Raw genomic sequence first — 25063 nt, 5'->3', positions numbered from 1 at the left:
CGCCGTTCGTGACGCCGACGCTGCACCGGTTTGGCGAGGCTTGCACCGCGTTATCGCAATTCTTGCGGTTCGCCTGCTCCACTTTGGACCAAGTGGTCAAAACCAGAACATCAAAAAACCGTAACTCATTGATATAAAAGGATTTATTCGACTGGCACGCGCCATGCATAGGGCTCTGCAACACCGCAACAGGAGCCTCTGCATGAACGTCGGCATCTTCATTCCCATCGGCAACAACGGCTGGCTGCTTTCCGAGAACGCGCCGCAGTACAAGCCCAGTTTCGCGCTCAACAAGGAGATCACGCTGAAGGCCGAGCACTACGGTGTCGACTTCGCGCTGTCGATGATCAAGCTGCGCGGCTTCGGCGGCAAGACCGAGTTCTGGGACCACAACCTCGAGTCCTTCACGCTCATGGCCGGGCTCGCCGCAGTCACCACGAAGATCAAGCTCTTCGCCACCGCGGCCTCGCTGGTGATGCCGCCGGCCATCGTCGCGCGGATGGCCTCGACCATCGACTCCATTTCCGGTGGCCGCTTCGGCGTGAACCTGGTTACCGGCTGGCAGCGCCCCGAGTACTCGCAGATGGGCATGTGGCCCGGCGACCAGTTCTTCGGCTCGCGCTACGAATACCTCTCCGAATACATTCAGGTGTTGCGCGACCTCTGGGGCAAGGGCCAGTCCGACTTCAAGGGCGCGCATTTCCAGATGGACGACTGCCGCCTGAGCCCGCGGCCGCAGGCCGACATGAAGGTGATCTGCGCCGGCCAGAGCGATTCGGGCATGGACTTCTCCGCGAAGTACGCCGACTACAACTTCTGCTTCGGCAAGGGCGTGAACACACCCAAGGCCTTCGCGCCCGCGGCCCAGAAGCTGATCGAAGCCACCGCCAGGACCGGCCGCCACGTCACCACCTACGTGCTGATGATGGTGATCGCCGACGAGACCGACGAAGCCGCGCGCGCCAAGTGGGAGCACTACAAGGCCGGCGCCGACCACGAAGCCATCGCATGGCTCGGCCAGCAGGGCGCGGCCGACACCAAGTCCGGCGCCGACACCAACGTGCGCCAGATGGCCGACCCGACTTCGGCAGTGAACATCAACATGGGCACGCTGGTCGGCTCCTACGAAACCGTTGCGCGCCTGCTCGACGAAGTGGCCGAGGTGCCGGGCACCGAAGGCGTGCTGCTGACCTTCGACGATTTCGTGCAAGGCGTCGAAGCGTTCGGCGAGCGCATCCAGCCGCTGATGAAAAGCCGCGCGCACGTGCAGAGCCCCGTGCCTTCGCAGGTCGAACCCGAGCGCCTTGCGGCCTGAAGAGGAGACGCGCATGACCACGCCCAGGAACACCACGCTCACCTCGACCACGCCCGTCGGCGCGCCGCGCCTGCCCGGTGCGCCCGTACCGCTCGTGCTGCCTGCGCGCCCGGAACCGCTCGCGCTGCATGCCAGCGACTCCGCGCTCATCGTCGTCGACATGCAGAACGCCTACGCCTCCGCCGGTGGCTATGTGGATTCGGCCGGCTTCGACATCTCGGGCGCGCAAGGCACCATCGCCAACATCGCGCGCACCATCGCGGCCGCGCGCGCGGCCGGCATGCTGGTCGTGTTTTTGCAGAACGGCTGGGACGCGGCGTATGTGGAAGCAGGCGGCCCCGGCTCGCCCAACTGGCACAAGTCGAACGCACTCAAGACCATGCGCGCCAAGCCCGAACTGCACGGCCAGTTCCTCGCCAAGGGCGGATGGGACTATGAACTCATTGCCGAGATGAAGCCGCAAGCCGGCGACATCGTCGTGCCCAAGACGCGCTACAGCGGCTTCTTCAACAGCACGCTCGACAGCACCTTGCGCGCACGCGGCATTCGCCACCTGGTGTTCACCGGCATTGCGACCAACGTGTGCGTGGAGTCGACGCTGCGCGATGCGTTCCACCTCGAGTATTTCGCCGTGATGCTGGAAGACGCCACGCACGAGCTCGGCGGCGCGGCCATCCAGAAAGCTTCTGTCTACAACGTCGAGACCTTCTTCGGATGGGTCTCCACGGTGGACCAGTTCTGCAGCACCTTCGCACCGCAACTCGCCATTCAACCCACCACGGCCGAAGCGGCCATTGCCTGATTCATTTCAAAGGAGTTCCCGAATGCCCAAGCAAGCCATCATCCCTCCCGGCACCGGCGTGCCGCTCGCGCCCTACGTCCCGGGCACGCTCGCCGACGGCGTTCTCTATGTGTCGGGCACGCTGCCCTTCGACAAGGACAACAACGTGGTCCACGTCGGCGACGCGAGCGCGCAAGCGCGGCATGTGCTCACCACCATCCAGGGCGTGGTCGAGGCCGCAGGCGGCACCATGGACGACGTGACCTTCAACCAGATCATGCTCAAGGACTGGGCCGACTACGCCAAGATCAATGCGGTGTACGCCGAGTTCTTTCCTGGCACCAAGCCCGCGCGCTACTGCATCCAGTGCGGCCTGGTGAAGCCCGACGCGCTGATCGAGATCGCCTCGATCGCGCACATCGGCAAGAAGGCCTGAGCCTCATGACCGCGCTGCACTACGAGGTGCACGGGCCCTCGGATGCAGCGGCCACCATGCTGCTGTCCTCGGGCCTCGGCGGCTCGGCCAGCTTCTGGCGGCCGCAACTCGGTGCGCTGGTCGAGGCGGGCCATCGCGTCATCGTGTACGACCAGCGCGGTACAGGCCGCAGCCCCGGCTCGCTGCCCGGCGACTACGCCATCTCCGACATGGCGCTCGACGTCATCGAAATCCTCGATGCCACCGACACGGCGCAGTGCCACTTCGCCGGCCATGCACTCGGTGGACTGGTCGGCCTGCAGCTCGCGCTCGATGCGCCCGACTGCGTGGCGAGCCTCGCGCTCGTCAACGCATGGTCGAAGCCGAACCCGCATTCGGCGCGCTGCTTCGATGCACGGCTCGCGCTGCTCGGCGCGCTCGGTCCGCGCGCGTATGTGGAAGCGCAGCCGATCTTTCTGTACCCCGCCGCCTGGTGCGCCGAGCATGCGCAGCGCGTGGCCGACGAAGTCGATCACGCCTTCGCGCATTTCCCCGGCGAAGCCAACATGCGCGCGCGCATCGCCGCGCTGCGCGCCTTCGACATCGATGCGCGCCTCGCCGACATCACCGTGCCCACGCTCATTGCAGCCGCCAAGGACGACGTGCTCGTCCCCTGGACCTGCTCGCAGCGGCTGGCCGATGGCCTGCACGATGTGACGCTCGACTTCGTATCGCACGGCGGCCACGCACACAGCGTGACCGAAGCGCCCGCCTTCAACCGCAGCCTGCTCGACTTTCTCGCGCGGGTCAGCACACCCGCCGTTCCCGCATGACCTCCACACAGATCCTCGAAGACGCCGCACTGGCACTTCTCTTCACCAGTGCGCGCAGCCACAACGGCTGGACCGGCGAGCCCGTGCCCGATGCCCAGCTGCAGCGCATCTACACGCTCGCCAGCCTGGGGCCGACCTCGGCCAACTGCTCGCCCGCGCGCTTCGTGTTCGTGCGCACGCCCGAAGGCAAGCAGCGCCTGGCGCCCGCGCTTTCCAAAGGCAACCTCGACAAGACCATGAGTGCGCCGGTCACGGTCATCGCCGCATGGGACCGGAAGTTCTACGACAAGCTGCCCACGCTGTTCCCGCATGCCGATGCACGCAGCTGGTTCACCGGCAGCCCCGAGGCCGCACACGAGACCGCCTTCCGCAATGCGAGCCTGCAGGCCGGCTACCTGCTGCTCGCGGCGCGCGCGGTGGGGCTCGATGCCGGTCCGATGTCGGGCTTCGACAAGGCCAAGGTCGATGCCGCGTTCTTCGAAGGCACCGACTGGACCACCAACTTCCTCATCAATCTCGGCCACGGCGACGTGTCGAAGGTGTTCGGCCGCCTGCCGCGCCTGCCTTTCGACGAAGCCTGCACGCTGGCCTGACGCCTGCCGGAGTCCTCATGCTCAACGCCATTGCATCCCACCTTCCGCCCGCCAGCCTGTTGCCGCCGCTGCCCAAGGCCGACTACCGCAACGCGATGGCGCGCCTCGGTGCGGCGGTGAGCATCATCACGACCGACGGCCCCGCAGGCCGCGCGGGCTTCACCGCATCGGCCGTGTGCAGCGTGACCGACGAGCCGCCGATGCTGCTCGTGTGCCTGAACCGCTCGGCCTCGGTGTACCCCGCGTTCACCACCAACGGCGTGCTCTGCGTGAACGTGCTGGCCGCGGGCCACCAGACGCTTTCGGGCCTGTTCGGCGGCAAGACGCCGATGGACGAACGCTTCGCCGCCGGCCGCTGGAGCCGCAAGGCCACGGGCTCGCCGGTGCTCGAAGACGCAGCAGCTTCCTTCGACTGCCGCGTGGTGAGCACCACCAGCGCGGGCACGCATGACGTGCTGTTCTGCGAAGCCGTGGCGATTGCGATCGGCGGCGCGGCGCAGAGCCTCATCTACTTTGACCGCAAGTACCACGAGATCGCGGCGCCGCCGCAGCACTGACTCTTCTTGCCTTCTCGCTTGTATGGCCCCTTCCCCCTCCGGGGGAAGGTTGGGATGGGGGCGGGCAGAGCGCTCGATGGGTACGCCGCTTGCCCCCCCACCCCTACCCTCCCCCGGAAGGGGAGGGAGCAAAACCTAACGCACCGTGATGCCCTGAAGAACGATGCGCTGCACGTTCTCCACCGTCTGCTCGAAGAACGCCGCATCGTCCAGCGTGTGCCCCGACAGCGCATGCACCTGCACCCCGAAATCCGCATAGTGCTGCGTGATCGCCCACAGCGCGAAGATCAGATGATGCGGATCGACCGGCGCGAGCTTGCCGGCCTCGATCCACGCGCGAATCACTTCCGACTTGCGCTCCACCAGCGTGCGCAGTTCGCGGTCGAGTTCATCGCGCAACAACGGCGCGCCCTGGATCATTTCAAGACAGAACAAGCGTGATGCATCGGGCCGATCACGCGAGATCACCAGCTTGCGGCGGATGTAGTCGCCAATCGCTTCGCTCGGGTCCTGCTCGGCACTGAAACCGCGCAGCGGTTCCAGCCACAGCGCAAGCAGGTCGCGCAGCACGTTGACGTACAGCTCCTCCTTGTTCGCGAAGTAATAGAGCAGGTTGCTCTTGGACACATCGGCGCGCGCCGCCACCTGGTCGATCGAAGTGCCGTGCAGTCCGAAGCGCGAGAACAGGCCCAGCGCCGCGCCGAGGATGGCACTGCGCTTGTCCTCGATCTGGCGCAGGCGCCGGCTCACGGCGGAAGCGCTGCGCACCGCGGGTTTGGCGCGCTTGCGCGCGGGGCTCTTGTCGGTGCTGCTGCTGGCTGTGGCCAGCGCCTTGGTCTTCGGCATCTTCCCTCGCTCTTCGTTTGACGGATTACAGGTTCTCTGAACGGCGCACCACTGTAAGGCCGCGGTGCATCGCGTTGCGCCACGACGGCCTCGCGGCATCCTGGTTGCGCACCATGCTGACGCGACAAAAGCGATTTGTCCATTTGGTCCAACTGGCACAGACGTTGCATGGCGAAAGGCATGCCATGCATGAGGACCCACCCATGACCCTGCTGTCCGTACCGATCATCGATCTCGCGCCCTACTTCTCCGGCACGCCCGAAGGCAAGGCGCAGGTCGCAAGGCAAGTCGACGAAGCCTGCCGCAGCATCGGCTTCCTGGTCATCACCAACCATGGCATTGCCCCCGAGCTGGTGTCGCGCGTGTCGGCGCTCTCGCGCGAGTTCTTCAACATGCCGCTGGCGGAAAAGCGCAAGGTCGACCGGCCGCGCGAAGACGCGGTGCGCGGCTACAGCGCAGTGGGCGAGGAAGGCCTTTCCTACAGCCTGGAAGAAGCGGCGCCCGGCGACCTGAAGGAGTCGTTCTCCATCGGCCCGTCGAACATGCCCGACGACGACTACCACCACGGCCCCGCCGCAGGCCCACACTTCGAGCCCAACAGCTGGCCGCCCATCGACGGATTCCGCGAAGCCTACGAAGGCTACTTCGAAGCCATGAGCGATCTCTCGCGTTCGCTGATGCGCATCTTCGCGCTCGGCCTCGAACTGCCCGAGACTTTCTTCGACGACAAGATCGACAAGCACATCAGCATGTTCCGCGTGCTGAGCTATCCACCGCAGCGCGAAGCGCCGCTGCTGGGCCAGCTGCGCGCGGGTGCGCACAGCGACTACGGCAGCCTCACCATCGTGCTGCCCGACGACAAGGGCCTGCAGGTCTTCAACAAGGCGGGCCAGTGGGTCGACGTGCCACAGGTCGAGGGCGGCATGGTCGTCAACATCGCCGACCTCATGATGCAGTGGACCAACGACCTGTGGGTGTCCACGCTGCACCGCGTCGTCAACCCGCCCTTCGAAGTGGCGAGCACCAACCGCCGGCAGTCGCTGGTGTTCTTCCACCAGCCGAACTACGACGCGATGGTCGAGTGCCTGCCCAGTTGCCTCGCACCGGGCGAGTCGCCGAAGTACGCGCCCATCTCGTCGGGCGATCACCTCACCTCGAAGTTCGTGAAGCAGACGACCTTCGGCGGCACCAAGGCGACGGCCTAGGCTGAAGACGCGACATGGCACATCTCTCCTACGTCAACGTCTTCGCAAAAGACGTGGTCGCACTCAGCGGCTTCTACCAGCGCGTGTTCGGCTTCCCCGAGATCGAGGCGATCCGCTCGCCGATCTTTCGCGGCCTGGACACCGGCAAGTCGAGCCTGGGCTTCAACGCGCTCGATGCCTACGAGTTGCTGCACCTGTCCGAGTACGCGGACACGCGCGGCGTGAAGTTCCTGCTGAACATCGACGTCGACAGCCAGACCGATGTCGACCGCATGGTGCCCGTCGCGCTCGAAGCCGGCGCCACGCTGATCAAGCCGCCTTACGTCACTTACTACAACTGGTACCAGTCCGTGCTGCTCGACCCCGAGGGCAACGTGTTCCGCATCAACTTCATGATGTGACGCGCGCGGCCCCTCTTCTTTTTTCCATCCGTCACTTCCCATGCTTCCCACGAAAGGTTGCTCCATGCTGCGCACACCCACCACCGGCTTCCTCGGCCTTGCACTGACGCTCGCAGCCGGCGGCGCGTTCTTCGTGACGCTGCCCGCCACCGCGGCCGACGGCTTCACGCTCAAGGACAAGCCGAAGATCGCGATGCTCTACTTCGGCCCGAAGAACGACGGCGGCTGGACGCAGGCCTTCGACGAAGCCCGCGTGAAGATCGAGAAGGAAATCGGCCAGAAGATCCAATTCGTCGAGAACGTGCCCGAAGACGCCTCGGCCATCAAGCCTGCGGCAGAGAAGTTCATCCAGCGCGGGGCCAACATCGTGATCGGCACGGCCTTCGGCTACTCCGACAGCTTCAAGGACCTGGCCGCCAAGTACCCCGACGTGGCCTTCCTCAACGGCTCGGGCACCACCAACGGCAGCAACCTCGAATCGTTCTACGGCCGCACCTACGAGAGCCAGTATCTGTGCGGCATGGCTGCCGGCGCGGCGTCGAAGACCGGCAAGCTCGGCTTCGTCGCGGCCAACCCCTTCGGCGTGGTGAACTGGACCATCAACGCCTTCGCGCTCGGTGCGCAGAAGATGAACCCCAACGCCACCGTCAACGTGATCTACACCGGCGCCTGGAACGACCCCATCAAGGAGCGGGCCGCCGCGGCAGCACTCATCGACCAGGGCGCCGACGTGATCGGCCAGCACGTCGACAGCCCCACGCCGCAGATCGTGGCGCAGGAACGCGGCGTGTACGGCACGGGGCATCACCGCGACCTGCGCCAGTTCGCGCCCAAGGCCACGCTGTGCTCGTCGGTGTGGGTGTGGGACAAGTTCCTCACGCCTGAGCTGAAGAAGGTGATGGCGGGCGGCTGGAAGCCAGCGCCATACGGCGCCTTCATCGAGATGAAGGACGGCGGTACCGACATCGCAGGCTTCGGCCCCGCAGTGCCCAAGGACAAGGCCGCGTTGATCACCGCCGAGCGCGAAGCCATCCTCAAGGGCAAGCAGCTCTACGCCGGCCCGCTCGCCGACCGCGACGGCAAGGAACGCGTGGCCAAGGGCGCGGTGCTGTCCGATGCCGACCTCTGGAAGATGGACTGGTTCGTCAAGGGCGTGGTCACGCAGAAGTAAGCAGAGCGAGACCGACATGCCCAACGCGCTGGAGCTCACCGGCATCCGCAAGACCTTCGACGGTTTTGCGGCCCTCACCGACGCACACTTCGCCGCCCGCTGGGGCGAGGTGCATGCGCTGCTCGGCGAGAACGGCGCGGGCAAGTCTTCGCTGATGAACATCGCGGCCGGGTTGTATGCGCCCGAGGCAGGGCAACTGCTGGTCGACGACAACCTCGTGCACCTTGCCGGCCCGCGCGATGCGGCGAAGCACCGCATCGGCATGGTCCACCAGCACTTCAAGCTGGTGCGGCCGTTCACGGTGGCGCAGAACATCCTGCTCACCGCGCCGCCCCCGGCCGAATTTCAAAGCCATGGGGAGCGGCTGCGCGAGATCTCGCGCGACATCCGCAACAAGGCGTCGGAGCTGGGCTTCGACATCGATCCTTCGAAGCGCATCGACACACTCTCGATTGCCGAGCAGCAGCGGGTCGAAATTCTCAAGGTGCTGCTCGCGGGGGCGCGCATCCTCATCCTCGACGAGCCGACCGCGGTGCTGACCGACCAGGAAGCCGCACGCCTGTTGCAGACAGTGCAAGGGCTGGCGCGCAGTGGCTCCGCTGTGGTGCTGGTCACGCACAAGATGGCGGACGTGAAAACCTACGCCGACCGCGTGACGGTGATGCGCGGCGGCCGCACGGTGGCGACGCTGGAGCCCGGTGCGACATCGGTGAGCGAACTCGTGAAGCTCACGGTGGGTGAATCCATTGCCGCAGCTTCGTCGCAACCGGCACAGGCGCCGCGCGGGCCAGTGCGGCTGTCGGTGCGCGGGCTGCGCTCCTCGGCATCGCCGCAGGGCCGCCGCGTGCTCGACGGCGTCGATCTCGAACTGCATGCCGGCGAGATCTACGGCCTGGCCGGTGTCGGCGGCAACGGCCAGAGCGAACTGGCCGGCGCCATCATGGGCCTGCCCGATGCCGGCGGTGGCCTCGAAGGCGAGATGCATCTCGAAGGCCATGGCGATCTGAAGACCATGTCCGCGCCCGCACGCCGCAACGTCGGCATCGCAGCGATTCCGGCCGACCGCTACGGGCTCGCGCTCGCAGGAAGCCTGTCGGTTGCCGAGAACTACGCCATCGGCCGCGTGCACAGCGGCCGCTACGGCCCCATCTGGCATCTGCGCCGCAACCGCATCCAGAGCGACACGCAGGAAGCCGTGCGCGCCTTCGACGTGCAGGGCGTGCGCTCGGTCGCGCAGAAGGCCGCGTTGCTCTCCGGCGGCAACGCACAAAAGCTGGTGTTGGCGCGCGAATTCGGCAAGTCGCCCACGCTGGTGCTCGCCCACAGCCCGAGCCGCGGGCTCGACGTGCGCGCCAGCGCCGAGGTGCATGCACGCCTGCGCGCCGCGCGCGACGGCGGCGCCGCGGTGCTGCTGATCAGCGAAGACCTCGACGAGGTGCTGCAACTGGCCGACCGCGTGGGCGTGATGACGCGCGGGCGCATCGCCGGCGAGTTCGCGCAACCGGCCGACCGGCAGGCCATCGGACAGGCGATGGTGGACCATGGCTGACGCATCGCTCGCCGCCATCGCGCATCCCGCTCTCACCGACATGAAAACGCCCGAACCCGTGCGCACGCACCAGCCCCTCGCCAGCCGCCGCTACACGCTCGAGATCCGGCAGCACATGGCCTGGCGCTGGCAGGCGCTGATCCTCGCGATCGCGCTGCTGGTCGGCCTTGCGATCTCGGCCGCCATCCTGGTGGCCGCGGGTGTGCCGGCCGACGAACTCGCCAACGAGTTCGTGATGCAGACCTTCTTCGACGGCCAGAACTTCCGCGCCGTACTGTTCCAGGCCGCTCCGATGATCCTCGTCGGGCTCGCGGGCTCCATGGCCTTTCGGGCGCGCTTCTGGAACCTCGGGCTCGAAGGCCAGATGGTCTGGGGCGCCATCGGTGCGACCGCTGTCTCGATGTGGCAAGTCGGTCCTGAGAACCTGCGGCTGCCGCTGATGTTCGTCACCGCCATCGGCTGCGGGCTGCTGTGGGTGCTGGGCCCGGCGTGGCTCAAGCTGAAGCTCGGCGTGAACGAGATCATCTCGACGCTGATGCTCAACTACATGGCGGCCAACTTCCTGCTGCACCTGGTGTACGGCAGCTGGAAGGACCCGAAGGACAACTTCCCCTACTCGCCGCAGTTCCGCGCCTTCGAGCGGCTGCCCGAGCTGGGTGCGGGCGTGGGCAGCGCGATCCTGCTCGCGGGCATCGTCGCGCTGCTGGCGTGGTGGCTGGTGGGCGTGAGCCGCGCCGGGCTCTACCTGCGTTTTGTCGATGCGAACCCGCGCGTGGCGCATGCGGCCGGCGTGCCGGTGCGGCGCACCATCTACGGGGCCGTGTTGCTGTCGGGCGCGATGGCGGGGCTCGCGGGTTTCGCGGTGGTCGCGGGCCAGGAAGGGCGGCTCACGCAGGCCTTCTACCAGGGCTACGGTTTCTCGGGCATCCTCATCGCCTTTCTCGCGCGCAACAACCCGCTGGCGGCCACGGTGGTGGCGCTGCTGGTGGCGGCGCTGTTCGTCACCGGCCGCAGCCTGCAGGTGTTCTACCAAGTGCCGTTCTCGATGGTGCAGTTGATCCAGGCGGTGATCGTGGTGTGCGTGGCGTCGAGCGACTTCTTCATTCGCCATCGCATTCGCCGCATGGGCGCGGAGGCTGCGTGATGGACGGCAGCATCGTTCTGAACTGGCTCGCGAGCACGCCGGACTTCGCGGTGCCCTACGCGCTCGCCGCGCTGGGCCTGATCATCTGCGAACGCGCGGGCGTGCTCTCGCTGGGCGCCGAGGGGCTGATGCTGGTCGGCGCTCTGGCCGGCATCGGTGCGCAGATCATGCTCGGCCAGCCATTCGTGTCGCTGCTGATGGCCATGGTCGCGGCCAGCCTCGTTTCCGTGCTGTTCGCGGTGATGGTGATCTGGCTGCGCGTGAACCAGGTGATTGCCGGGCTCGCGCTGGTGTTCTTCTGCCAGGGGCTCACGGCGCTGGTCGGCTCGATGGCCGACTGGACCAACCACGCCACCGAAGGCATCGGCGCGATGGCGCTGTGGCCGCTGTCGATGCTGCCCGGCGTGGGCCGCCTGTTCCAGCAGAACGCGATGGTTTGGCTCACGCTGCCGATCTTCGGCGCGGTGGCCTGGTTCTTCGCGCGCACCTCCACCGGCCTGCGCCTGCGCGCAGTGGGCGAGAACCCGCAGGCGGCCGATGCGGCCGGCATCCGCGTCACCGCATGGCGCTTCGTCGCGGTGCTCGCGGGCTCGGCGCTCGTGGGGCTGGCGGGCGCGTACATCTCGGTGGTCAGCACCAAGCTGTGGATCGCGGGCATGACCGGCGGACGAGGCTGGATCGCGGTGGGCCTGGTGATCTTCGCGCGCTGGTCGCCGTGGAAGGCGCTGGTGGGCGCATTGCTGTTCGGCTGCATCGAGGCGCTGATTCCGCAACTGGCGGCAGCTGGCGTGCAGCTGCCGCAGTACTTCGTGATGATGACGCCGTATGCCGTCACGCTCGGCGTGATGATCTGGGTCGCGCTCGGCAAGCGCAGCGGCGACGACGAGCCTGGCGCGCTGGGTCAACCCTATGTGAGAGAAGAGCGGCGATGAAAGCCTGGGTCTACAACGAGGCGCGCGAGCTCGATGCGGCGCAGTTCGCCGACTACCTGAACCCCGCCACCACCGCGGTCGTCTCCATCGACATGCACCGCGGCCATCTGGACGACAGCCCCGACTGCCCCTGCCCCGCGCCGCGGGCGCGCGATGTGGTGGCGCCCATCGACAGCTTTCATGACGAGGTGCGCGCACTGGGCGTGCGCATCGTGCACATCAAGTCGGTGTTGCGGCCGGGCGGCGAAGACGATATCCACGGCATCCCGTCCGCATGGCGGCGCACCTTTCCGCTGCATGTGGGCGAGATTCCGAATGCCGACGCACACACCATCGAAGGATCGCGCTGGACCGAATGGGTCACGCGCGTGGAGCCCGGCGACATGCGCGTGGACACCAAGCGCCGTCTCTCGGCCTTCTATCCGACCGACCTCGACTTTCTGCTGCGCAACCAGCGCATCGAGACGGTGGTGCTCAACGGCGGCTTCACCGATTGCTGCGTGCTCAACACCGCCTTCGATGCCAACAACCGCAACTACCGCGTGATCGTGCTGCGCGACCTGGTGCGCGGCACCGATCCGCATCTGGAGGGCGCCGCCCTCGCCATGGTGTCGCTGCACCTGGGGTTGGTGATGGAGTCGGCGGAGATGCTGCGCCAGTGGCGCAAGTGATGTGATGTGCAGTTGATGCGTTAGCCCAACCAGCGCTGCGCCACGGCCTGCATCTGCTGGGCCTGCGAGGCCTCCCACACCATCTCGGGCGCGGCCACGTGCACGCCCGGCGGCGCGATGCGCAAGGCGACATCGACCAGCTCAGCCACCTTGGAGGCGCGCACCGGCTGCTCGCTGCTGGGCACCATGAAGCGCACGATCGACAGCATCCAGGCGGCCAGCCTTTCCGCAGGGTTGGCGAACTTCACGTTCAGCGGCTTGCGCGCCGAGCGCACGAGGATCACGCGGTCGAAGCCGTTGGCGACCACCGACTGCTCGTCCAGGCTCGCGAGCCCGCGCTTGAGCGCCTCGGGCAACTTGCCCTGGTCGTGCGGCTGCACGATGGCCAGCGTCTGCACGCCGCAGGCGCGCAGCCATTTCGCAAGCTCGGGCAGGTCGGAAGGCTGTGGCACCCACAGCGCACGCTCGCGGTCGTGGTAAAGCCGGGGCGGATCGAAAGCGACGACCGCGGTATCGGCCGACGTCAGCGGCCATTGCGTGATCGGCAGGTCCGGGCTCAGGTACGTCTCGACGCCGCGAAGTCCGTCGCGGATCGGCTCGCGCGACAGCACGCGCGCATGGGCAAAACGATGGCGACCGGCCAGCTTTCGCAACAGCTCCTGGCCCAGGGCGCCCGTCGCACCCGCGATCAGCAACGTGCCGGCGTTCGCCACGGTGGTGGGCGATACGGCGCGGTTCGCAGCCTGCAGTGCCTGTAGGGGATCGAGGGTCATGGAGCCACCTATGCTACCTTCCGCTTCTTCTCGCGGAGGTAATGCAAATGATGATGAAACGCTGGTTCCTGATCCTTGCGGCGGTCGTGTCGCTGAGCGGCTGCGGCTACAACCAGTTCCAGTCCCTCGACGAGGCCAGCAAATCGGCCTGGAGCGAGGTGCTCAACCAGTACCAGCGGCGCGCCGACCTCGTGCCCAACATCGTCGCCACCGTCAAGGGCGAGGCCAGCTTCGAGCAGGACACGCTCACCAAGGTGATCGAGGCGCGCGCCAAGGCCACCTCCATCCAGGTGACGCCTGAAACACTCAACAACCCCGAGGCCTTCAACAAGTTCCAGCAGGCGCAGGGCGAGCTCTCGTCGGCGTTGTCGCGGCTGATGGTGGTGTCGGAGCGCTATCCCGAGCTCAAGGCCAATCAGGCTTTCCGCGACCTGCGCGTCACGCTCGAGGGCACCGAGAACCGCATCACCGTGGCGCGCAACCGCTACATCGAGAGCGTGCAGGAGTACAACGTGCTCGCGCGCAGCTTTCCCACCAACATCACGGCCAAGATCTTCAGCTACGCGCCGAAGCCCAACTTCTCGGTGCAGAACGAAGCGCAGATCTCGACGCCGCCAACTGTCGATTTCAGCGCACCCAAGAAGTAAGCCGCGCCGATGATTGCAGCCCTGATCCGCCGCGCGCTGGCTGCAGTCTTCGTCGCAGCGCTGGCGTGGGCCTGCTTGCCCGCGCTGGCGCAGAGCCTGCTGCCCGTACCCGCCCTCACCGCGCGCGTCATCGACCAGACCGGCACGCTCGACAGCGCGCAGCGCACCGGCCTCGAAACCAAGCTCGCGGCCTTCGAGCAGCGCAAGGGCTCGCAGATCGTGGTGCTGATGGTGCCGACCACCCAGCCCGAAGACATCGCCAGCTACGCGCAGCGCGTCGGCGATGCCTGGAAGATCGGCCGCAAGGACGTGGGCGACGGCCTCCTCGTGATGGTGGCCAAGGACGATCGCAAGATGCGCATCGCCACCGCCAAGGCGCTCGAAGGCGCGGTGCCCGACCTGGCGGCCGTGCGCATCATCGACGAGGAGATGAAGCCGCGCTTTCGCAACAACGACTTCGCGGGTGGGCTGAATGCGGCGGTGGACCGGCTCATCGGCCTGGTCGATGGCGAACCGCTGCCAGAGCCCTCGAAGAGCAACAGCGGTTCCAGCGGCGGTGGCGACTTCGACTGGGAGAACCTTGCGATCTTCCTGTTCGTCGGCGTCTTCGTCGGCGCGCCGATCGTGCGCGCCATGATGGGCAAGACGCTGGGCTCGGTGGTCATGGGTGGGGGCATCGGCGTGGTCGCGTTCTTCCTCACGACCAGCGTCGTGATCGCGGTGATCGCCGGGATGGTTGCGCTCATGGTCTCGCTGTTCGCGGGCCTTGCCGGGTTCGGTGGTGGCCGCGGCGGCAGAGGTGGGAGCGGTGGCGGCTGGAGCAGCGGCGGAGGTGGCGGATGGAGTGGGGGCGGCGGGGGCGGCGGCGGCGGCTTCAGTTCCGGTGGCGGTGGCAATTTCGGCGGCGGCGGCGCCTCGGGGGACTGGTGAACATGGCAACTGCAGAACCCACGCTCTTCTCGAAGCTAGGCCGCATCTGGCGCCATCGGTGGACCGACGAAACCGCGGTGCGCCGCGTGCTGCCGGCCGACGCGATGCAGCGCCTCGCCAGCCGCGTGGCCGCGAGCGAGCGGCGCCACAGCGGCGAGATCCGCATCTGCGTCGAGGCGGGCCTTCCGATGTCGTACCTCTGGCGCCATGCGCCGGCCCGTGAGCGTGCCGTCACCCTGTTCGGCAAGCTGCGTGTGTGGGACACCGAGCACAACAACGGCGTGCTGATCTACCTGCTGCTGGCCGAGCACGCGATCGAGATCGTGGCCGACCGCGGCATCGACTCGCGCGTGGACGATGCCGAATGGGCCGCGATGGCGCAGCGCATGGGCGCGGCGTTTCGCGAAGGCCGCTTCGAGGACGGGCTCACGCAGGCGCTGGAAGAGATGTCGGCCTTGCTGGTCGCGCACTTTCCGTTGGCGGAGGACGAGGCCGATACGAACGAATTGCCGGACGAGCCGGTCGTGCTCTGAGTTTTTCTTTCTCCCTCCCCCTCTGGGGGAGGGCTGGGGTGGGGGCACAAGCGGCCTTCGCGCACGCGCAGTCTTTGCAAGCGCCGCGAGCCCCCATCCCAACCTTCCCCCCGGAGGGGGAAGGAGCAATACCAAGACCGGGTCCGCGTTCTTTCTTTCTCCCTCCCCTTCCGGGGGAGGGCAGGGGTGGGGGCAAGCGGCCTTCGCGCACGCGCAGCCTTTGCAAGCGCCGAGAGCCCCCATCCCAGCCTTCCCCCGGAAGGGGAAGGAGCAATACCAAGACCGAACCCGTGTTCTTCTTTCTCCCTCCCCTCCCGGGGGAGGGCAGGGGTGGGGGCAAGCGGCCTTCGCGCACGCGCAGCCTTTGCAAGCGCCGAGAGCCCCCATCCCAACCTTCCCCCGGAAGGGGAAGGAGCAATACCATCAGTCCGTTGACGGGAGCGCCCACACGGTCTCGCCGCCCACCGCATGAAAGCGCCGCCCGGGCGCCTTCTCCATCAACCATCCGCCGGTGAACTCGCCGAAGGCGGGCAGCACGGCCTGCCCCGCATCGCTCACGAAACAGGGCAGCCGCACGCTGTCGCGCCCCGGTCCGTAAAGCCTGCACACCGGATGCAGATGCCCCGCGAGCACGAAGTGCGTCGCATGCGATTGCGGATGGTGGCAGCAGGCGAACGGGCCGAGCAGGAAGGGCTCGTCGACCACCTCGATGCGCAGTGCCGCCGGCGGATCGCCCGCGCGGCTGTCGTGGTTGCCGCGCACCAGCGTCATCGCGATGCCCGCATGCGTGGCGCGCCAGGCTTCGAGCGCCGCCAGCACCTGCGGCGTGCGGGCCTGCGCCGCATGCAGGAAGTCGCCGAGGAAGACGATGTGCCGGGGCGCGTGCAGGGCGATCAGGGCATCGAGCCGCGCGAGGTTCTGCTGCGTGGTGCCGCCCGGCACCGGCTGCCCCAGCGCCCGGTAGGTCGCGGCCTTGCCGATGTGCAGGTCGGCGATGAACAGCACACGCCCGGCGGGCCACCACAGCGCGCGCCCTGGCAACAGGTGCAACAGCTCGCCTGCCCATTGGACAGCGAGCGTGGACGCGGTAAGGTGCAAAGAGGTCACGGCCAAGGAGTTTCGCAAAAGACGCGCGAGCCGGCGGTGACCTTGCAATTCAACCCGACGAGCCCCAGTTCTTCCGTATGTCCGAATCGCCCCCGAAGCTCATCGTCTGTCCGCATTGCCACACGACCAACCGTGTGCGCGCGGAGCAACTGGGCAGCGCGCCCGACTGCGGCAGCTGCCACAAGGCGCTGTTCGCCGGCCATTCGACCGCGCTGCCCGACGAAAAGACCTTCGACCGCCACATCGCGCGCAACGAGATCCCCGTGCTGGTCGACTTCTGGGCGCCGTGGTGCGGCCCCTGCCGCCAGATGGCGCCGGGCTACGAACAGGCCGCGGCCCAGCTCGAACCGCACGTGCGCCTGGCCAAGGTCGACACCGAGGCCGTGCCCGCGCTCGGCGCACGCTTCAACATCCGCAGCATCCCGACGCTGGCGCTCTTTCGCGGCGGTCGCGAGGTGGCACGTCAGGCCGGCGCGATGGGCGCGGCGGACATCGTGCGATGGGTGAAGGCGCACGGCGGCTGATCGGCTCACAGTGGCGGTAGCGGTCGCGAAGGCCGCCTGCGCTCGCGCCGCGGCGCCGGTGGCTTGCCCGGCCCCTCCTGCCCGAACGCCAGCGTGCTCTTCACACGCTCCACACCGCCGGCCGTGACCACGCCGCCCGCGGCCTTCTCCAGCTGCTCGACCATGCGCGCGATGCGGTCGGCCACGTTCTCGTTCGACAGCTTCTCGCGGAACAGCTCGACCATCAGCGGAAACGAAAACGGCGTCGGCCGCTCCAGCGGCTTCAGCACGAGCTGCTGCGTGGCCATGCGCTCCAGGCTCGCGCGCAGGCGCCCGATTTCCAGCTCCTGCGAGAGCAGTTCCTGCTCGGCCTGCTGCAGCAGCTTGTTTGACGGGTCGTACTTGCGGAACACCTCCCAGAACAACGAAGACGAAGCCTGCAGCTGCCGGCTGCTGCGCTTCTCGCCTGGGTAGCCCTGGAAGATCAGCCCCGAGACGCGCGCGATCTCGCGAAAGCGCCGCTGTGCCAGTTCGCCCGCATTGAGCGAGGCGAGCACCTCGTGCAGCAGCGCCGTGCGCGCATCGGTGCCGCCCTCGCCTTCCGGCAGGCGCAGCACCTGAGGCAACAGCGCGGGCCAATCGACCTCGGTCGCGCTCAGCAGTTCGAAGCCGTAGTCGTTGACCGCGATGGAGAAGGTGCGCGCCTCGTGCTGTGCCACGCGCCAGGCCAGCAGGCTCGCGAGACCCAGGTGCACATGGCGGCCCGCGAACGGATAGAGAAAGAGGTGCGAGCCCTCGCGCGTCTTCAGCGTCTCGGCCAGCAGCGTCTGCGGCGTCGGCAACGCCGACCATTGCTGCTGGATTTCGAGCAGCGGCCGCACGCACTGCAGCTCGGGCGATTTGTACTGCCCCTCGCCCGCCAGCGCGAGCTGCTGCACCACCGCATCGGCCAGCGTGGTCGACAGCGGCATGCGCCCGCCATTCCAGCGCGGCACCGCGGCGCGCTTGCCGGTGGCGCGCCGCACCCAGGCCGTCATGTCGTGGATGCGCACGAGTTCGAGCAGGCGGCCGCCGAACAGGAAGCAGTCGCCCGGCTTCATTCGCGCGACGAACCCTTCTTCGACGCTGCCGATCTTCGCGCCGCCCAGGTACTGCACCGCCATGCTCGCATCGCTCACGATGGTGCCGATGTTCATGCGGTGGCGCCGCGCGAGCCGCGCATCGGGCACGCGCCACACGCCTTCTGCATCCGGCACGGCGCGCTTGTAGTCCGGGTAGACGGCGAGCGAGGGACCGCCCTGCGAGACGAAGTCGAGGCACCATTGCCAGCTCTCGCGCGAGAGCGTTTCATACGCCGCGGTGCCGCGCACCTCCTCGTAGAGATCGTCGGGGACGAAGCCGCCGCCGAGCGCCACCGTCACCAGGTGCTGCACCAGCACGTCGAGCGGCTGGTCGGGCGACTGGCGCGCCTCGATGTGCTTCTCCGCAATCGCCGCGCGCACCGCCGCGCCCTCCACCATCTCGATGCTGTGCGTGGGCACGAGCGTGATGCGCGACGGCCGCCCCGGCGCATGGCCCGAACGGCCCGCACGCTGCAGCAGCCGCGCGACACCCTTGGGCGAGCCGATCTGCAGCACACGCTCAACCGGCAGGAAGTCCACGCCCAGGTCCAGGCTCGAAGTGCAGACCACCGCCTTGAGTTCGCCGCTCTTGAGCCCCAGTTCGACCCATTCGCGCACCGCGCGGTCCAGCGAACCGTGGTGCAACGCGATGGTGCCCGCCCACTCGGGCTTGGCTTCGAGCATCGCCTGGTACCAGATCTCGGCCTGCGAACGGGTGTTGGTGAAGACCAGCGTGGTGCTGCTCGCGGCGATCTCCTCGATCACCTGCGGCAGCATCGTGAGACCGAGATGTCCGCCCCACGGAAAGCGCTCGGCGCGGCCGGGCAGCAGCGAATCGATGACGAGCTTCTTGGGCACCTGGCCCTGCACGAGCACGCCTTCGTCGTGGCCCAGCAGCGAATGCATCGCCTCCTGCAGATTGCCGAGCGTGGCCGACATGCCCCAGATCGCGAGGCCCGGGTTCCATCGCTTGAGCCGCGCGAGCGCCAGCTGCACCTGCACGCCGCGCTTGTTGCCGAGCAGCTCATGCCATTCGTCGACCACGACCATCTTCACGCGGCCGAGCACGACGCTGGCATCGGCGCGTGCGAGCAGCAGCGAGAGGCTTTCGGGCGTGGTGACGAGCACGGTGGGCAGCCGCTCGTTCTGCGCGCTGCGCTCGGCCGACGAGGTGTCGCCGCTGCGTGCCCCCGCACTCCACGGCTGCACCTCGGCGCCGAGGGCTTCGAGCGGCTGCTTGAGCGCGCGCAGTGTGTCGGCGGCGAGCGCGCGCATGGGCGTGAGCCAGAGCACCGTGAGTGGCGGTGCGGCGGGCCGTGCGGTTTCCTTGCGCGCCTGCGAAAACACCTGCAGCGCGCCCAGCCACACCGCATAGGTCTTGCCCGCGCCGGTGGTCGCATGCAGCATGCCGGACTTGCCTTCGGCAACCGCCTTCCACACGTCGCGTTGAAACTTGAACGGCTTCCACCCGCGCAAGACGAACCACGCATCGAGCGCAGCCTTGACTTCAGTCTTGCTCCTTCTCCTCCCGGGGGAAGGCTGGGATGGGGGCGCGCGGCTTTCGATGGTCGGCTGACTCTTGATACGCCGCTGGCCCCCACCCCGGCCCTCCCCCGGAAGGGGAGGGAGAAATGCGGGGTCCGTCGGATCGGTCATGTCGGCAGCAGCGCAGCCAGCGTCTGCAGCGTGTCGGCCTCCGCCACCGGCTTGTCCTCTCGCCAGCGCAGCATGCGCGGAAAGCGCACCGCGATGCCGCTCTTGTGCCGCGTGCTGCGTGCGATGCCCTCGAAGCCCAGCTCGAACACCAGCGTCGGCTTGACGCTCTTGACCGGACCGAAGCTCTCGACGGTGGTCTTGCGGATGATCGCGTCCACGCGCCCCATCTCCGCATCGGTGAGCCCCGAGTAGGCCTTGGCGAACGGCACGAGCTTGCGGTCTTCCTGCTCGGGCGGTCCGTCCCACACCGCGAAGGTGTAGTCGCTGAAGAGGCTCGCGCGGCGGCCGTGGCCGCGCTGCGCGTAGATGAGCACTGCATCGATGCTGAGCGGATCGATCTTCCACTTCCACCACACACCCACATCCTTTGTGCGGCCCACGCCGTACTGCGCGTCGCGGCGCTTGAGCATCATTCCTTCCACCCCCATGGTGCGCGCGGCTTCGCGCTGGCGTGCGAGGTCGCTCCAGTCCAGGCCTGTGAGCATCGGGCTCGGCAGCAGCGAGGGGTGCTGCATGCGCGTGACGAGTTCGTCGAGCAGCACGCGGCGCGCCGACTGCGGCTCTGCGCGCAGATCGCGCCCTTCCCATTCGAGGAGGTCGTAGGCCAGCAGCACCACGGGGATGTCGCGCAGCAGCTTGGCGCCCAGCGTCTTGCGGCCGATGCGCTTCTGCAGTTCGGCGAAGGGCTGTACCTTGCCTTCACCCTCGGGTGAAGTCTCTGCCTTGCGCCACACGGCAATCTCGCCATCGAGCACCGTGCCGTCGGGCAGCGCCTCGCCCAGCACGGCGAGTTCGGGAAAGCGATCGGTCACCAGCTCTTCACCGCGCGACCACAGCCACACGACACCCGCGCGCTTGACGAGCTGCGCACGGATGCCGTCCCACTTCCACTCGACGATCCAGTCGGCCGGCGGACCCAGCACTGCGTCGAACTGTTCGAGCGGAATGTTGAAGGGGTGCGCGAGAAAGAACGGATACGGCTGCCCGCTGGTCTTCTGCACCTGTTCGGAATCGGACTCCGGCGCGATCAGCGTCGCGTAGTCGCCCGCTCTCGGACGCGCACCGATGTGCGTGTAGCCCATCAACCGCTGCGCAACGCGCTTGGCATCGATGCCGCCCACCGCCGCGAGCGCCTGCGTGACCTGCAGCTTCGACACGCCGACGCGGAACGCCCCGGTGATGAGCTTGAAGTACACCAGCCGCTCCTCGGCCGCGAGCTGCCGCCACTGCGCGCGCAGCCGGTCAGCGAGTTCTTCGGGCGCGGTCTTCGCGGCCTCGCGCAGCGGCAGCAGGTGCTGCTCGACCCAGGCCGCGAGCCCGAGGTCGTGCACTTCGCTTGGCGGCGGCAGCAGGAGCGCGATGGTCTCGGCGAGGTCGCCGACGGCGTCGTAGCTCTCGTCGAACAGCCACTCGGGCAGGCCGGCAGCTTCCTGCGCGAGCAGGCGCAGCAGCTTGGTGGGCACGAGCTGGCGCGGCTTGCCACCGGCCAGGAAGTAGACGGCCCATGCGGCATCGGCCGCGTCGGCCTCGCGCAGGTAGCGCTGCAACGCAGCCTGCTTCACCAGGTTCGAGGTGCTCGCGTCGAGCTCGCGGTAGAGCGCCGCGAAGTCCCTCATGTCTTCGCTCCTTCCCCTTCCGGGGGAAGGTTGGGATGGGGGCTGGCGGCGTCCCCATCGGGCGCCGCTGGCCCCCTCCCCTGCCCTCCCCCGGAAGGGGAGGGAGCTTCTTGGTCGTCCTCATCGCCGTACTCGGTCTTGAAGCCCTGCGCGTCGAGCCCGTTTTCCGTCAGCCACCGCACCATTACCTGCACGCTGCCATGCGTGACGAACACACGCTCGGCGGCGGTGCCCGCAATGGCCTGCTGCAGGCCTGGCCAGTCGGCATGGTCGGACATCACGAAGCCGCGGTCCACGCCGCGCCGCCGGCGCGTGCCGCGCAGTTGCATCCAGCCGCTAGCGAAGGCATCGGCGTAGTTGCCGAAACGCTTCATCCACGGTGTGCCCTGCGCCGAGGGCGGCGCCAGTACAAGAGATCGCTTCAGCAGCGCCGCATCGACGCCCGGATCGGTGACGCGCACCGTCTCCGGAAGCGCGACGCCCGCCGCGCGGTACACCGCGTTGAGCGGCTCGACCGCGCCGTGCACGACGATGGGCCCGATCGACGCATCGACCCCGTGCAGGATGCGCTGCGCCTTGCCGAAGGCATAGCAGAACAGCACCGACGCGCGGCCGGCCTCCGCATTCGCGCGCCACCACGCATCGATCTCCGCGAACAGCACGGCCTGCGTGGGCCAACGATAGATCGGCAAGCCGAAGGTCGATTCGGTGATGAAGGTGTCGCAGGGCACAGGCTCGAACGGCGTGCAGGTGCCGTCGGGCTCGGTCTTGTAGTCGCCCGAGGCGACCCACACGCGCCCGCCGTGCTCCAGCCGCACCTGCGCCGAGCCCAGCACGTGGCCGGCCGGGTGCAGCGAGAGGCGCACGCCGTGGTGCTCGATGGCCTCGCCGTAGGGCAGCGTCTGCAGGTTGATGTCCGCGCCGAGCCGGGTGCGCAGCGTGCCGGCGCTGTCGGTGTGCGCGAGGTAGTGCGCATGCCCGATGCGGGCGTGATCGGAATGCGCGTGCGTGATGACCGCGCGCGCCACCGGCCGCCACGGGTCGATGTAGAAATCGCCGGGTGGGCAATACAGGCCCTCGGGCCGGGCGACGACGAGATCCAGCTTGTCGGGCATGGCCGCCATCGTAGGCCCGGCCGGCCGCCGGCGCCGCCGAACGGCCGCCTCGAAGCGATGTGGGCCGGCGCCTACTTCTTGCCGCGCCCGCCCATCATGTCGAGCACGTTCATCGTCATGCCGTTGGACATCACCATGTCGCCCGGTTTCTGCCCGGGCTTGCAGGGGCCGACCCACTTGGCTTCCATGACGCTGGTGCCTTCGGTGCGGCCCATCAGCGGCGGGCTGTAGGTCGACTTGCTCTCCATGCGGTAGCTCGCGCTGAAGTCGCCCGTCATCACGGCGTGCGAGGTGGCGGTGGTGGGGCCAATCTTGCAGACCGAGTCCATGACCAGCTTGCCGCTCTCGATGCGCAGGTCCTGCTTCGAACACATGTCCTTGCCCATGCCCTGCCCCATGTCGCGCAGCGCCTTGTCGCTGGCCGCGTCGATGCATTGTTGGATGGTCTGGCCAGCCGCCTTGCCCGCGGTGCCGTCGCCCGACTGGATTTCCCAGAGGCCGGGCTTGCGCGCCGGATAGTCGATGGCGAAGGCGGAACCGGCAGCGATGGTGCCGGCGACAAAGCAGGCCAAGGCAACGGACGAACGGATCTTCATGGCGTGCTCCGCAGCGGGTAGACGACGATGCCGCTTTGTACCGCCCGCACCGCCGCGGCGGAATACCGCAATCGGTCTACGCCGTGCGCGCCTGCGTCGGTTGCGCCACGGCGTCGCGCTCGCGAGAGACGAATCCGAGCGCGAGGCCCAGCGCCAGCCCGCCGAGCACGTCGATCAGCACATGCTGGCGCACCGCCATCGTCGAATACACGATGGCCGCGGCCCATGCCACGTTGAAGAGGCGCAGCCATGCCGGCGCCGCAGCGTCGCGCAGCTGGCGCGCGAGCACGATGCAGGCGAACACCGAGAACGACACATGCAGCCACGGAAAGGCGTTGCCGGCCGAGTCGACGGTCTTCAGGAAATGCAGCGAGGTGCCTGGCGTGGCATCGATGGTGAAGTTCGGTATCGCCGTGGGCATGAACCAGAAGACGACCAGCGCGAGGGCCGTCATCGCCGCGCAGCCGAAGGAGAAGCTCCAGAGCTCGCGCTTGTCCTTCGCCAGCAGCACCGGCAGCGCGATATAGCCCCACAGTGAAAGATAGATCGGCAGCACCGCGGGCCAGAACGCGATCAGCCGGTCGAAGGCGGTGAGCGGCAGCACCCAGGCCTGGCCCGCGTTCTTCATGATCCAGAAGTACAGCGGAAAGAAACCGATGGTGGCGACGGTGTTGCCCACCAGCTTGAGCGGCCACAGCGTGGTGCAGCGCAGCCACAGGGCGCGCAGCCACCGCGTCGAAGAAACCGGTGAGTCGTCGAATGAAGAGTGGGTCATGGCTGCCGATGGCAACGCGGCATGGCCTCGCGGGTGCGAGGTCGGCGCATCACCAGGGCGTCCACTTTAATTGGCTTTGGCTCGAAGCCACCGTGCGCTCGATGAAGCGCACGCCGCGCGCGCCGTCTTCCACATGCGGGTAGTCGGCCGCCAGCGGATCGGCCGGCTGCCCCGCAAGCCGCGCGCGGATGTCCGCTGCCACGCCCGCGTAGATGTTGGCGAAGGCCTCGATGAAGCCTTCCGGGTGCCCCGTCGGCAGCCGGCTCGCGCGCCGCGCCGCTTCGCACAGCCACGGCCCGCCGCGCGTGAAGATGCGCTTGGGTCCGTCGTGCGGCAGGTGCACCAGTTGGCTCGGCTGCTCCTGGTGCCATTCGAGCGTGCCGAGCGCACCGGAGATGCGCAGGCGCAGATCGTTCTCCAGGCCCGTGCTGATCTGCGAGGCGATCAGCACGCCGCGCGCGCCGCCCTTGAAGCGCAGCAAGAGGCTGCCGTCGTCGTCGAGCATGCGGCCCGGCACATGCGCGGTGAGGTCGGCGCAGAGGCTTTCGATTTCGAGGCCGGTGATGCTCGCGACCAGGTTCTCGGCATGCGAGCCGATGTCGCCGATGGCACCGGCCGCGCCGCTGCGCGCGGGGTCGGTGCGCCAGTCGGCCTGCTTGTTGCTGCCGCTGCCCTCGACGTGGCTCGCGAGCCACCCCTGGTTGTATTCGACGACGATCTTGCGGATGTCGCCGAGCTGGCCCGAGCGCACCATCTCGCGCGCCTGCCGCACCATCGGGTAGCCGGTGTAGTTGTAGGTGACGCCGAACACCGTGCCCTGTTTCGCGACGGTGGCGACCAGCGCATCGGCCTGGTCGCGCGTGTGCACCAGCGGCTTGTCGCAGACGACGTGAAAGCCCGCGTCGGCGAACGCCTGCGCGACCGGAAAGTGCACGTGGTTCGGCGTGACGATGGAGACGAAGTCGATGCGCTGGTCCGCAGGGCGTTGGAGCTCGTCGGCCAGCAGCGTCTGCCAGTCGCCGTGGTTGCGGTCGTCAGGCAGGCCCAGGTCGCGGCCCGAAGCGCGCGCCTTGTCGGGGCTGGACGAAAGCGCGCCCGCGACGAATTCGATCTGGCCGTCCAGCGCCATGGCCTTGCGGTGCACGGCGCCGATGAAGGCGTCGCGACCGCCGCCGACCATGGCGTAGCGGAGCTTGCGAAGAGGTATGGAGCTCATGG

General features: G+C 67.9%; 26 protein-coding genes. 17 read left to right on the top strand and 9 right to left on the bottom strand.

Annotation, left to right across the window (positions count from 1 at the left end; genetic code table 11):
* The first annotated feature begins 202 nt into the window (after nucleotides 1-202).
* Genes rutA through rutF form a run of 6 tightly spaced genes read left to right on the top strand, consistent with a single transcriptional unit; the run spans nucleotide 203 to nucleotide 4494 of the window.
* A complete protein-coding gene (rutA, locus tag M2282_RS27545; protein WP_280811962.1) occupies nucleotides 203-1315 on the top strand; it encodes a pyrimidine utilization protein A in 1113 nt (370 codons plus the stop codon).
* Nucleotides 1316-1328: 13 nt separating this feature from the next.
* A complete protein-coding gene (gene rutB / locus M2282_RS27540; protein ID WP_280811961.1) occupies nucleotides 1329-2117 on the top strand; it encodes a pyrimidine utilization protein B in 789 nt (262 codons plus the stop codon).
* Nucleotides 2118-2139: 22 nt separating this feature from the next.
* Nucleotides 2140-2532, top strand: a complete 393-nt coding sequence (rutC, locus tag M2282_RS27535; protein WP_280811960.1) for a pyrimidine utilization protein C — start codon at nucleotides 2140-2142, stop codon at nucleotides 2530-2532.
* A gap of 5 nt (nucleotides 2533-2537) precedes the next feature.
* Entirely contained in the window at nucleotides 2538-3344 is an 807-nt protein-coding gene (gene rutD / locus M2282_RS27530) for a pyrimidine utilization protein D (RefSeq protein ID WP_280811959.1), read from the top strand.
* Nucleotides 3341-3937 carry a malonic semialdehyde reductase gene (locus M2282_RS27525; RefSeq protein WP_280811958.1) on the top strand — a complete coding sequence of 199 codons (597 nt, stop codon included), beginning with the start codon at nucleotides 3341-3343 and terminating at the stop codon, nucleotides 3935-3937. Before rutD ends, M2282_RS27525 begins: the two co-directional genes overlap by 4 nt.
* A 17-nt stretch (nucleotides 3938-3954) precedes the next feature.
* Nucleotides 3955-4494, top strand: coding sequence for an NADH-dependent FMN reductase RutF (gene rutF / locus M2282_RS27520; protein ID WP_280811957.1), 540 nt, complete (start codon nucleotides 3955-3957; stop codon nucleotides 4492-4494).
* Between the two features lie 135 nt (nucleotides 4495-4629).
* On the opposite strand, the gene rutR is transcribed toward rutF, so the two are convergent.
* Nucleotides 4630-5340, bottom strand: a complete 711-nt coding sequence (gene rutR / locus M2282_RS27515) for an HTH-type transcriptional regulator RutR (protein ID WP_280811956.1) — start codon at nucleotides 5338-5340, stop codon at nucleotides 4630-4632.
* 203 nt (nucleotides 5341-5543) lie between these two features.
* Here rutR and M2282_RS27510 point away from each other — a divergent pair, with 203 nt between their 5' ends.
* The 7 genes from M2282_RS27510 (at nucleotide 5544) to M2282_RS27480 (ending at nucleotide 12413) form a co-directional block, all read left to right on the top strand.
* Nucleotides 5544-6545 carry an isopenicillin N synthase family dioxygenase gene (locus M2282_RS27510; RefSeq protein WP_280811955.1) on the top strand — a complete coding sequence of 334 codons (1002 nt, stop codon included), beginning with the start codon at nucleotides 5544-5546 and terminating at the stop codon, nucleotides 6543-6545.
* Nucleotides 6546-6559: 14 nt separating this feature from the next.
* Nucleotides 6560-6946, top strand: coding sequence for a VOC family protein (locus M2282_RS27505; protein WP_280811954.1), 387 nt, complete (start codon nucleotides 6560-6562; stop codon nucleotides 6944-6946).
* 64 nt (nucleotides 6947-7010) lie between these two features.
* On the top strand, nucleotides 7011-8117 hold the full coding sequence (locus M2282_RS27500; RefSeq protein WP_280811953.1) for a BMP family ABC transporter substrate-binding protein: 1107 nt from the start codon (nucleotides 7011-7013) through the stop codon (nucleotides 8115-8117).
* A gap of 16 nt (nucleotides 8118-8133) precedes the next feature.
* A complete protein-coding gene (locus M2282_RS27495; RefSeq protein WP_280811952.1) occupies nucleotides 8134-9666 on the top strand; it encodes an ABC transporter ATP-binding protein in 1533 nt (510 codons plus the stop codon).
* Nucleotides 9659-10810, top strand: a complete 1152-nt coding sequence (locus tag M2282_RS27490; RefSeq protein ID WP_280811951.1) for an ABC transporter permease — start codon at nucleotides 9659-9661, stop codon at nucleotides 10808-10810. Before M2282_RS27495 ends, M2282_RS27490 begins: the two co-directional genes overlap by 8 nt.
* Complete coding sequence (locus M2282_RS27485; RefSeq protein WP_280811950.1) at nucleotides 10810-11742, top strand: ABC transporter permease; 933 nt, start codon at nucleotides 10810-10812, stop codon at nucleotides 11740-11742. The genes M2282_RS27490 and M2282_RS27485 overlap by 1 nt, the downstream gene beginning before the upstream one ends.
* Nucleotides 11739-12413, top strand: a complete 675-nt coding sequence (locus M2282_RS27480; RefSeq protein WP_280811949.1) for a cysteine hydrolase family protein — start codon at nucleotides 11739-11741, stop codon at nucleotides 12411-12413. Before M2282_RS27485 ends, M2282_RS27480 begins: the two co-directional genes overlap by 4 nt.
* A gap of 20 nt (nucleotides 12414-12433) precedes the next feature.
* On the opposite strand, the gene M2282_RS27475 is transcribed toward M2282_RS27480, so the two are convergent.
* On the bottom strand, nucleotides 12434-13186 hold the full coding sequence (locus tag M2282_RS27475; protein ID WP_280811948.1) for a hypothetical protein: 753 nt from the start codon (nucleotides 13184-13186) through the stop codon (nucleotides 12434-12436).
* Between the two features lie 47 nt (nucleotides 13187-13233).
* Here M2282_RS27475 and M2282_RS27470 point away from each other — a divergent pair, with 47 nt between their 5' ends.
* Genes M2282_RS27470 through M2282_RS27460 form a run of 3 tightly spaced genes read left to right on the top strand, consistent with a single transcriptional unit; the run spans nucleotide 13234 to nucleotide 15296 of the window.
* Complete coding sequence (locus tag M2282_RS27470; RefSeq protein WP_280811947.1) at nucleotides 13234-13833, top strand: LemA family protein; 600 nt, start codon at nucleotides 13234-13236, stop codon at nucleotides 13831-13833.
* 9 nt (nucleotides 13834-13842) lie between these two features.
* A complete protein-coding gene (locus tag M2282_RS27465; protein WP_280811946.1) occupies nucleotides 13843-14763 on the top strand; it encodes a TPM domain-containing protein in 921 nt (306 codons plus the stop codon).
* Between the two features lie 2 nt (nucleotides 14764-14765).
* Nucleotides 14766-15296 carry a TPM domain-containing protein gene (locus M2282_RS27460; RefSeq protein WP_280811945.1) on the top strand — a complete coding sequence of 177 codons (531 nt, stop codon included), beginning with the start codon at nucleotides 14766-14768 and terminating at the stop codon, nucleotides 15294-15296.
* Between the two features lie 423 nt (nucleotides 15297-15719).
* Here the strand turns inward: M2282_RS27460 and pdeM are convergent, their stop codons facing one another.
* Complete coding sequence (gene pdeM, locus M2282_RS27455; RefSeq protein ID WP_280811944.1) at nucleotides 15720-16403, bottom strand: ligase-associated DNA damage response endonuclease PdeM; 684 nt, start codon at nucleotides 16401-16403, stop codon at nucleotides 15720-15722.
* A gap of 77 nt (nucleotides 16404-16480) precedes the next feature.
* Between pdeM and trxC the strand changes: the two genes are divergently transcribed.
* On the top strand, nucleotides 16481-16927 hold the full coding sequence (trxC, locus tag M2282_RS27450) for a thioredoxin TrxC (RefSeq protein ID WP_280811943.1): 447 nt from the start codon (nucleotides 16481-16483) through the stop codon (nucleotides 16925-16927).
* A gap of 5 nt (nucleotides 16928-16932) precedes the next feature.
* Here trxC and M2282_RS27445 read toward each other — a convergent pair whose 3' ends face one another.
* The 6 genes from M2282_RS27445 to M2282_RS27420 all read right to left on the bottom strand — a co-directional run bounded on the left by M2282_RS27445 (nucleotide 16933) and on the right by M2282_RS27420 (nucleotide 25061).
* Nucleotides 16933-19683 (bottom strand): ligase-associated DNA damage response DEXH box helicase, encoded by a 2751-nt coding sequence (locus M2282_RS27445; protein WP_280811942.1) that lies wholly within the window; start codon nucleotides 19681-19683, stop codon nucleotides 16933-16935.
* Nucleotides 19680-21359, bottom strand: a complete 1680-nt coding sequence (locus M2282_RS27440) for an ATP-dependent DNA ligase (protein WP_280811941.1) — start codon at nucleotides 21357-21359, stop codon at nucleotides 19680-19682. The genes M2282_RS27445 and M2282_RS27440 overlap by 4 nt, the downstream gene beginning before the upstream one ends.
* Entirely contained in the window at nucleotides 21356-22483 is a 1128-nt protein-coding gene (locus M2282_RS27435; protein WP_432422949.1) for a ligase-associated DNA damage response exonuclease, read from the bottom strand. Before M2282_RS27435 ends, M2282_RS27440 begins: the two co-directional genes overlap by 4 nt.
* A gap of 62 nt (nucleotides 22484-22545) precedes the next feature.
* A complete protein-coding gene (locus tag M2282_RS27430; RefSeq protein WP_280811939.1) occupies nucleotides 22546-23070 on the bottom strand; it encodes a DUF3617 domain-containing protein in 525 nt (174 codons plus the stop codon).
* Between the two features lie 76 nt (nucleotides 23071-23146).
* Nucleotides 23147-23845 (bottom strand): phosphatase PAP2 family protein, encoded by a 699-nt coding sequence (locus M2282_RS27425; RefSeq protein WP_280811938.1) that lies wholly within the window; start codon nucleotides 23843-23845, stop codon nucleotides 23147-23149.
* 49 nt (nucleotides 23846-23894) lie between these two features.
* Complete coding sequence (locus tag M2282_RS27420; protein ID WP_280811937.1) at nucleotides 23895-25061, bottom strand: Gfo/Idh/MocA family protein; 1167 nt, start codon at nucleotides 25059-25061, stop codon at nucleotides 23895-23897.
* Nucleotides 25062-25063: the final 2 nt, after the last annotated feature.

The organism is Variovorax boronicumulans (assembly GCF_029892485.1).
Taxonomy (GTDB): Bacteria; Pseudomonadota; Gammaproteobacteria; order Burkholderiales; family Burkholderiaceae_C; genus Variovorax; species Variovorax boronicumulans_B.
Note: the sequence above shows the minus strand (reverse complement) of the source record. Positions and strands in the feature narration are given on the sequence as shown.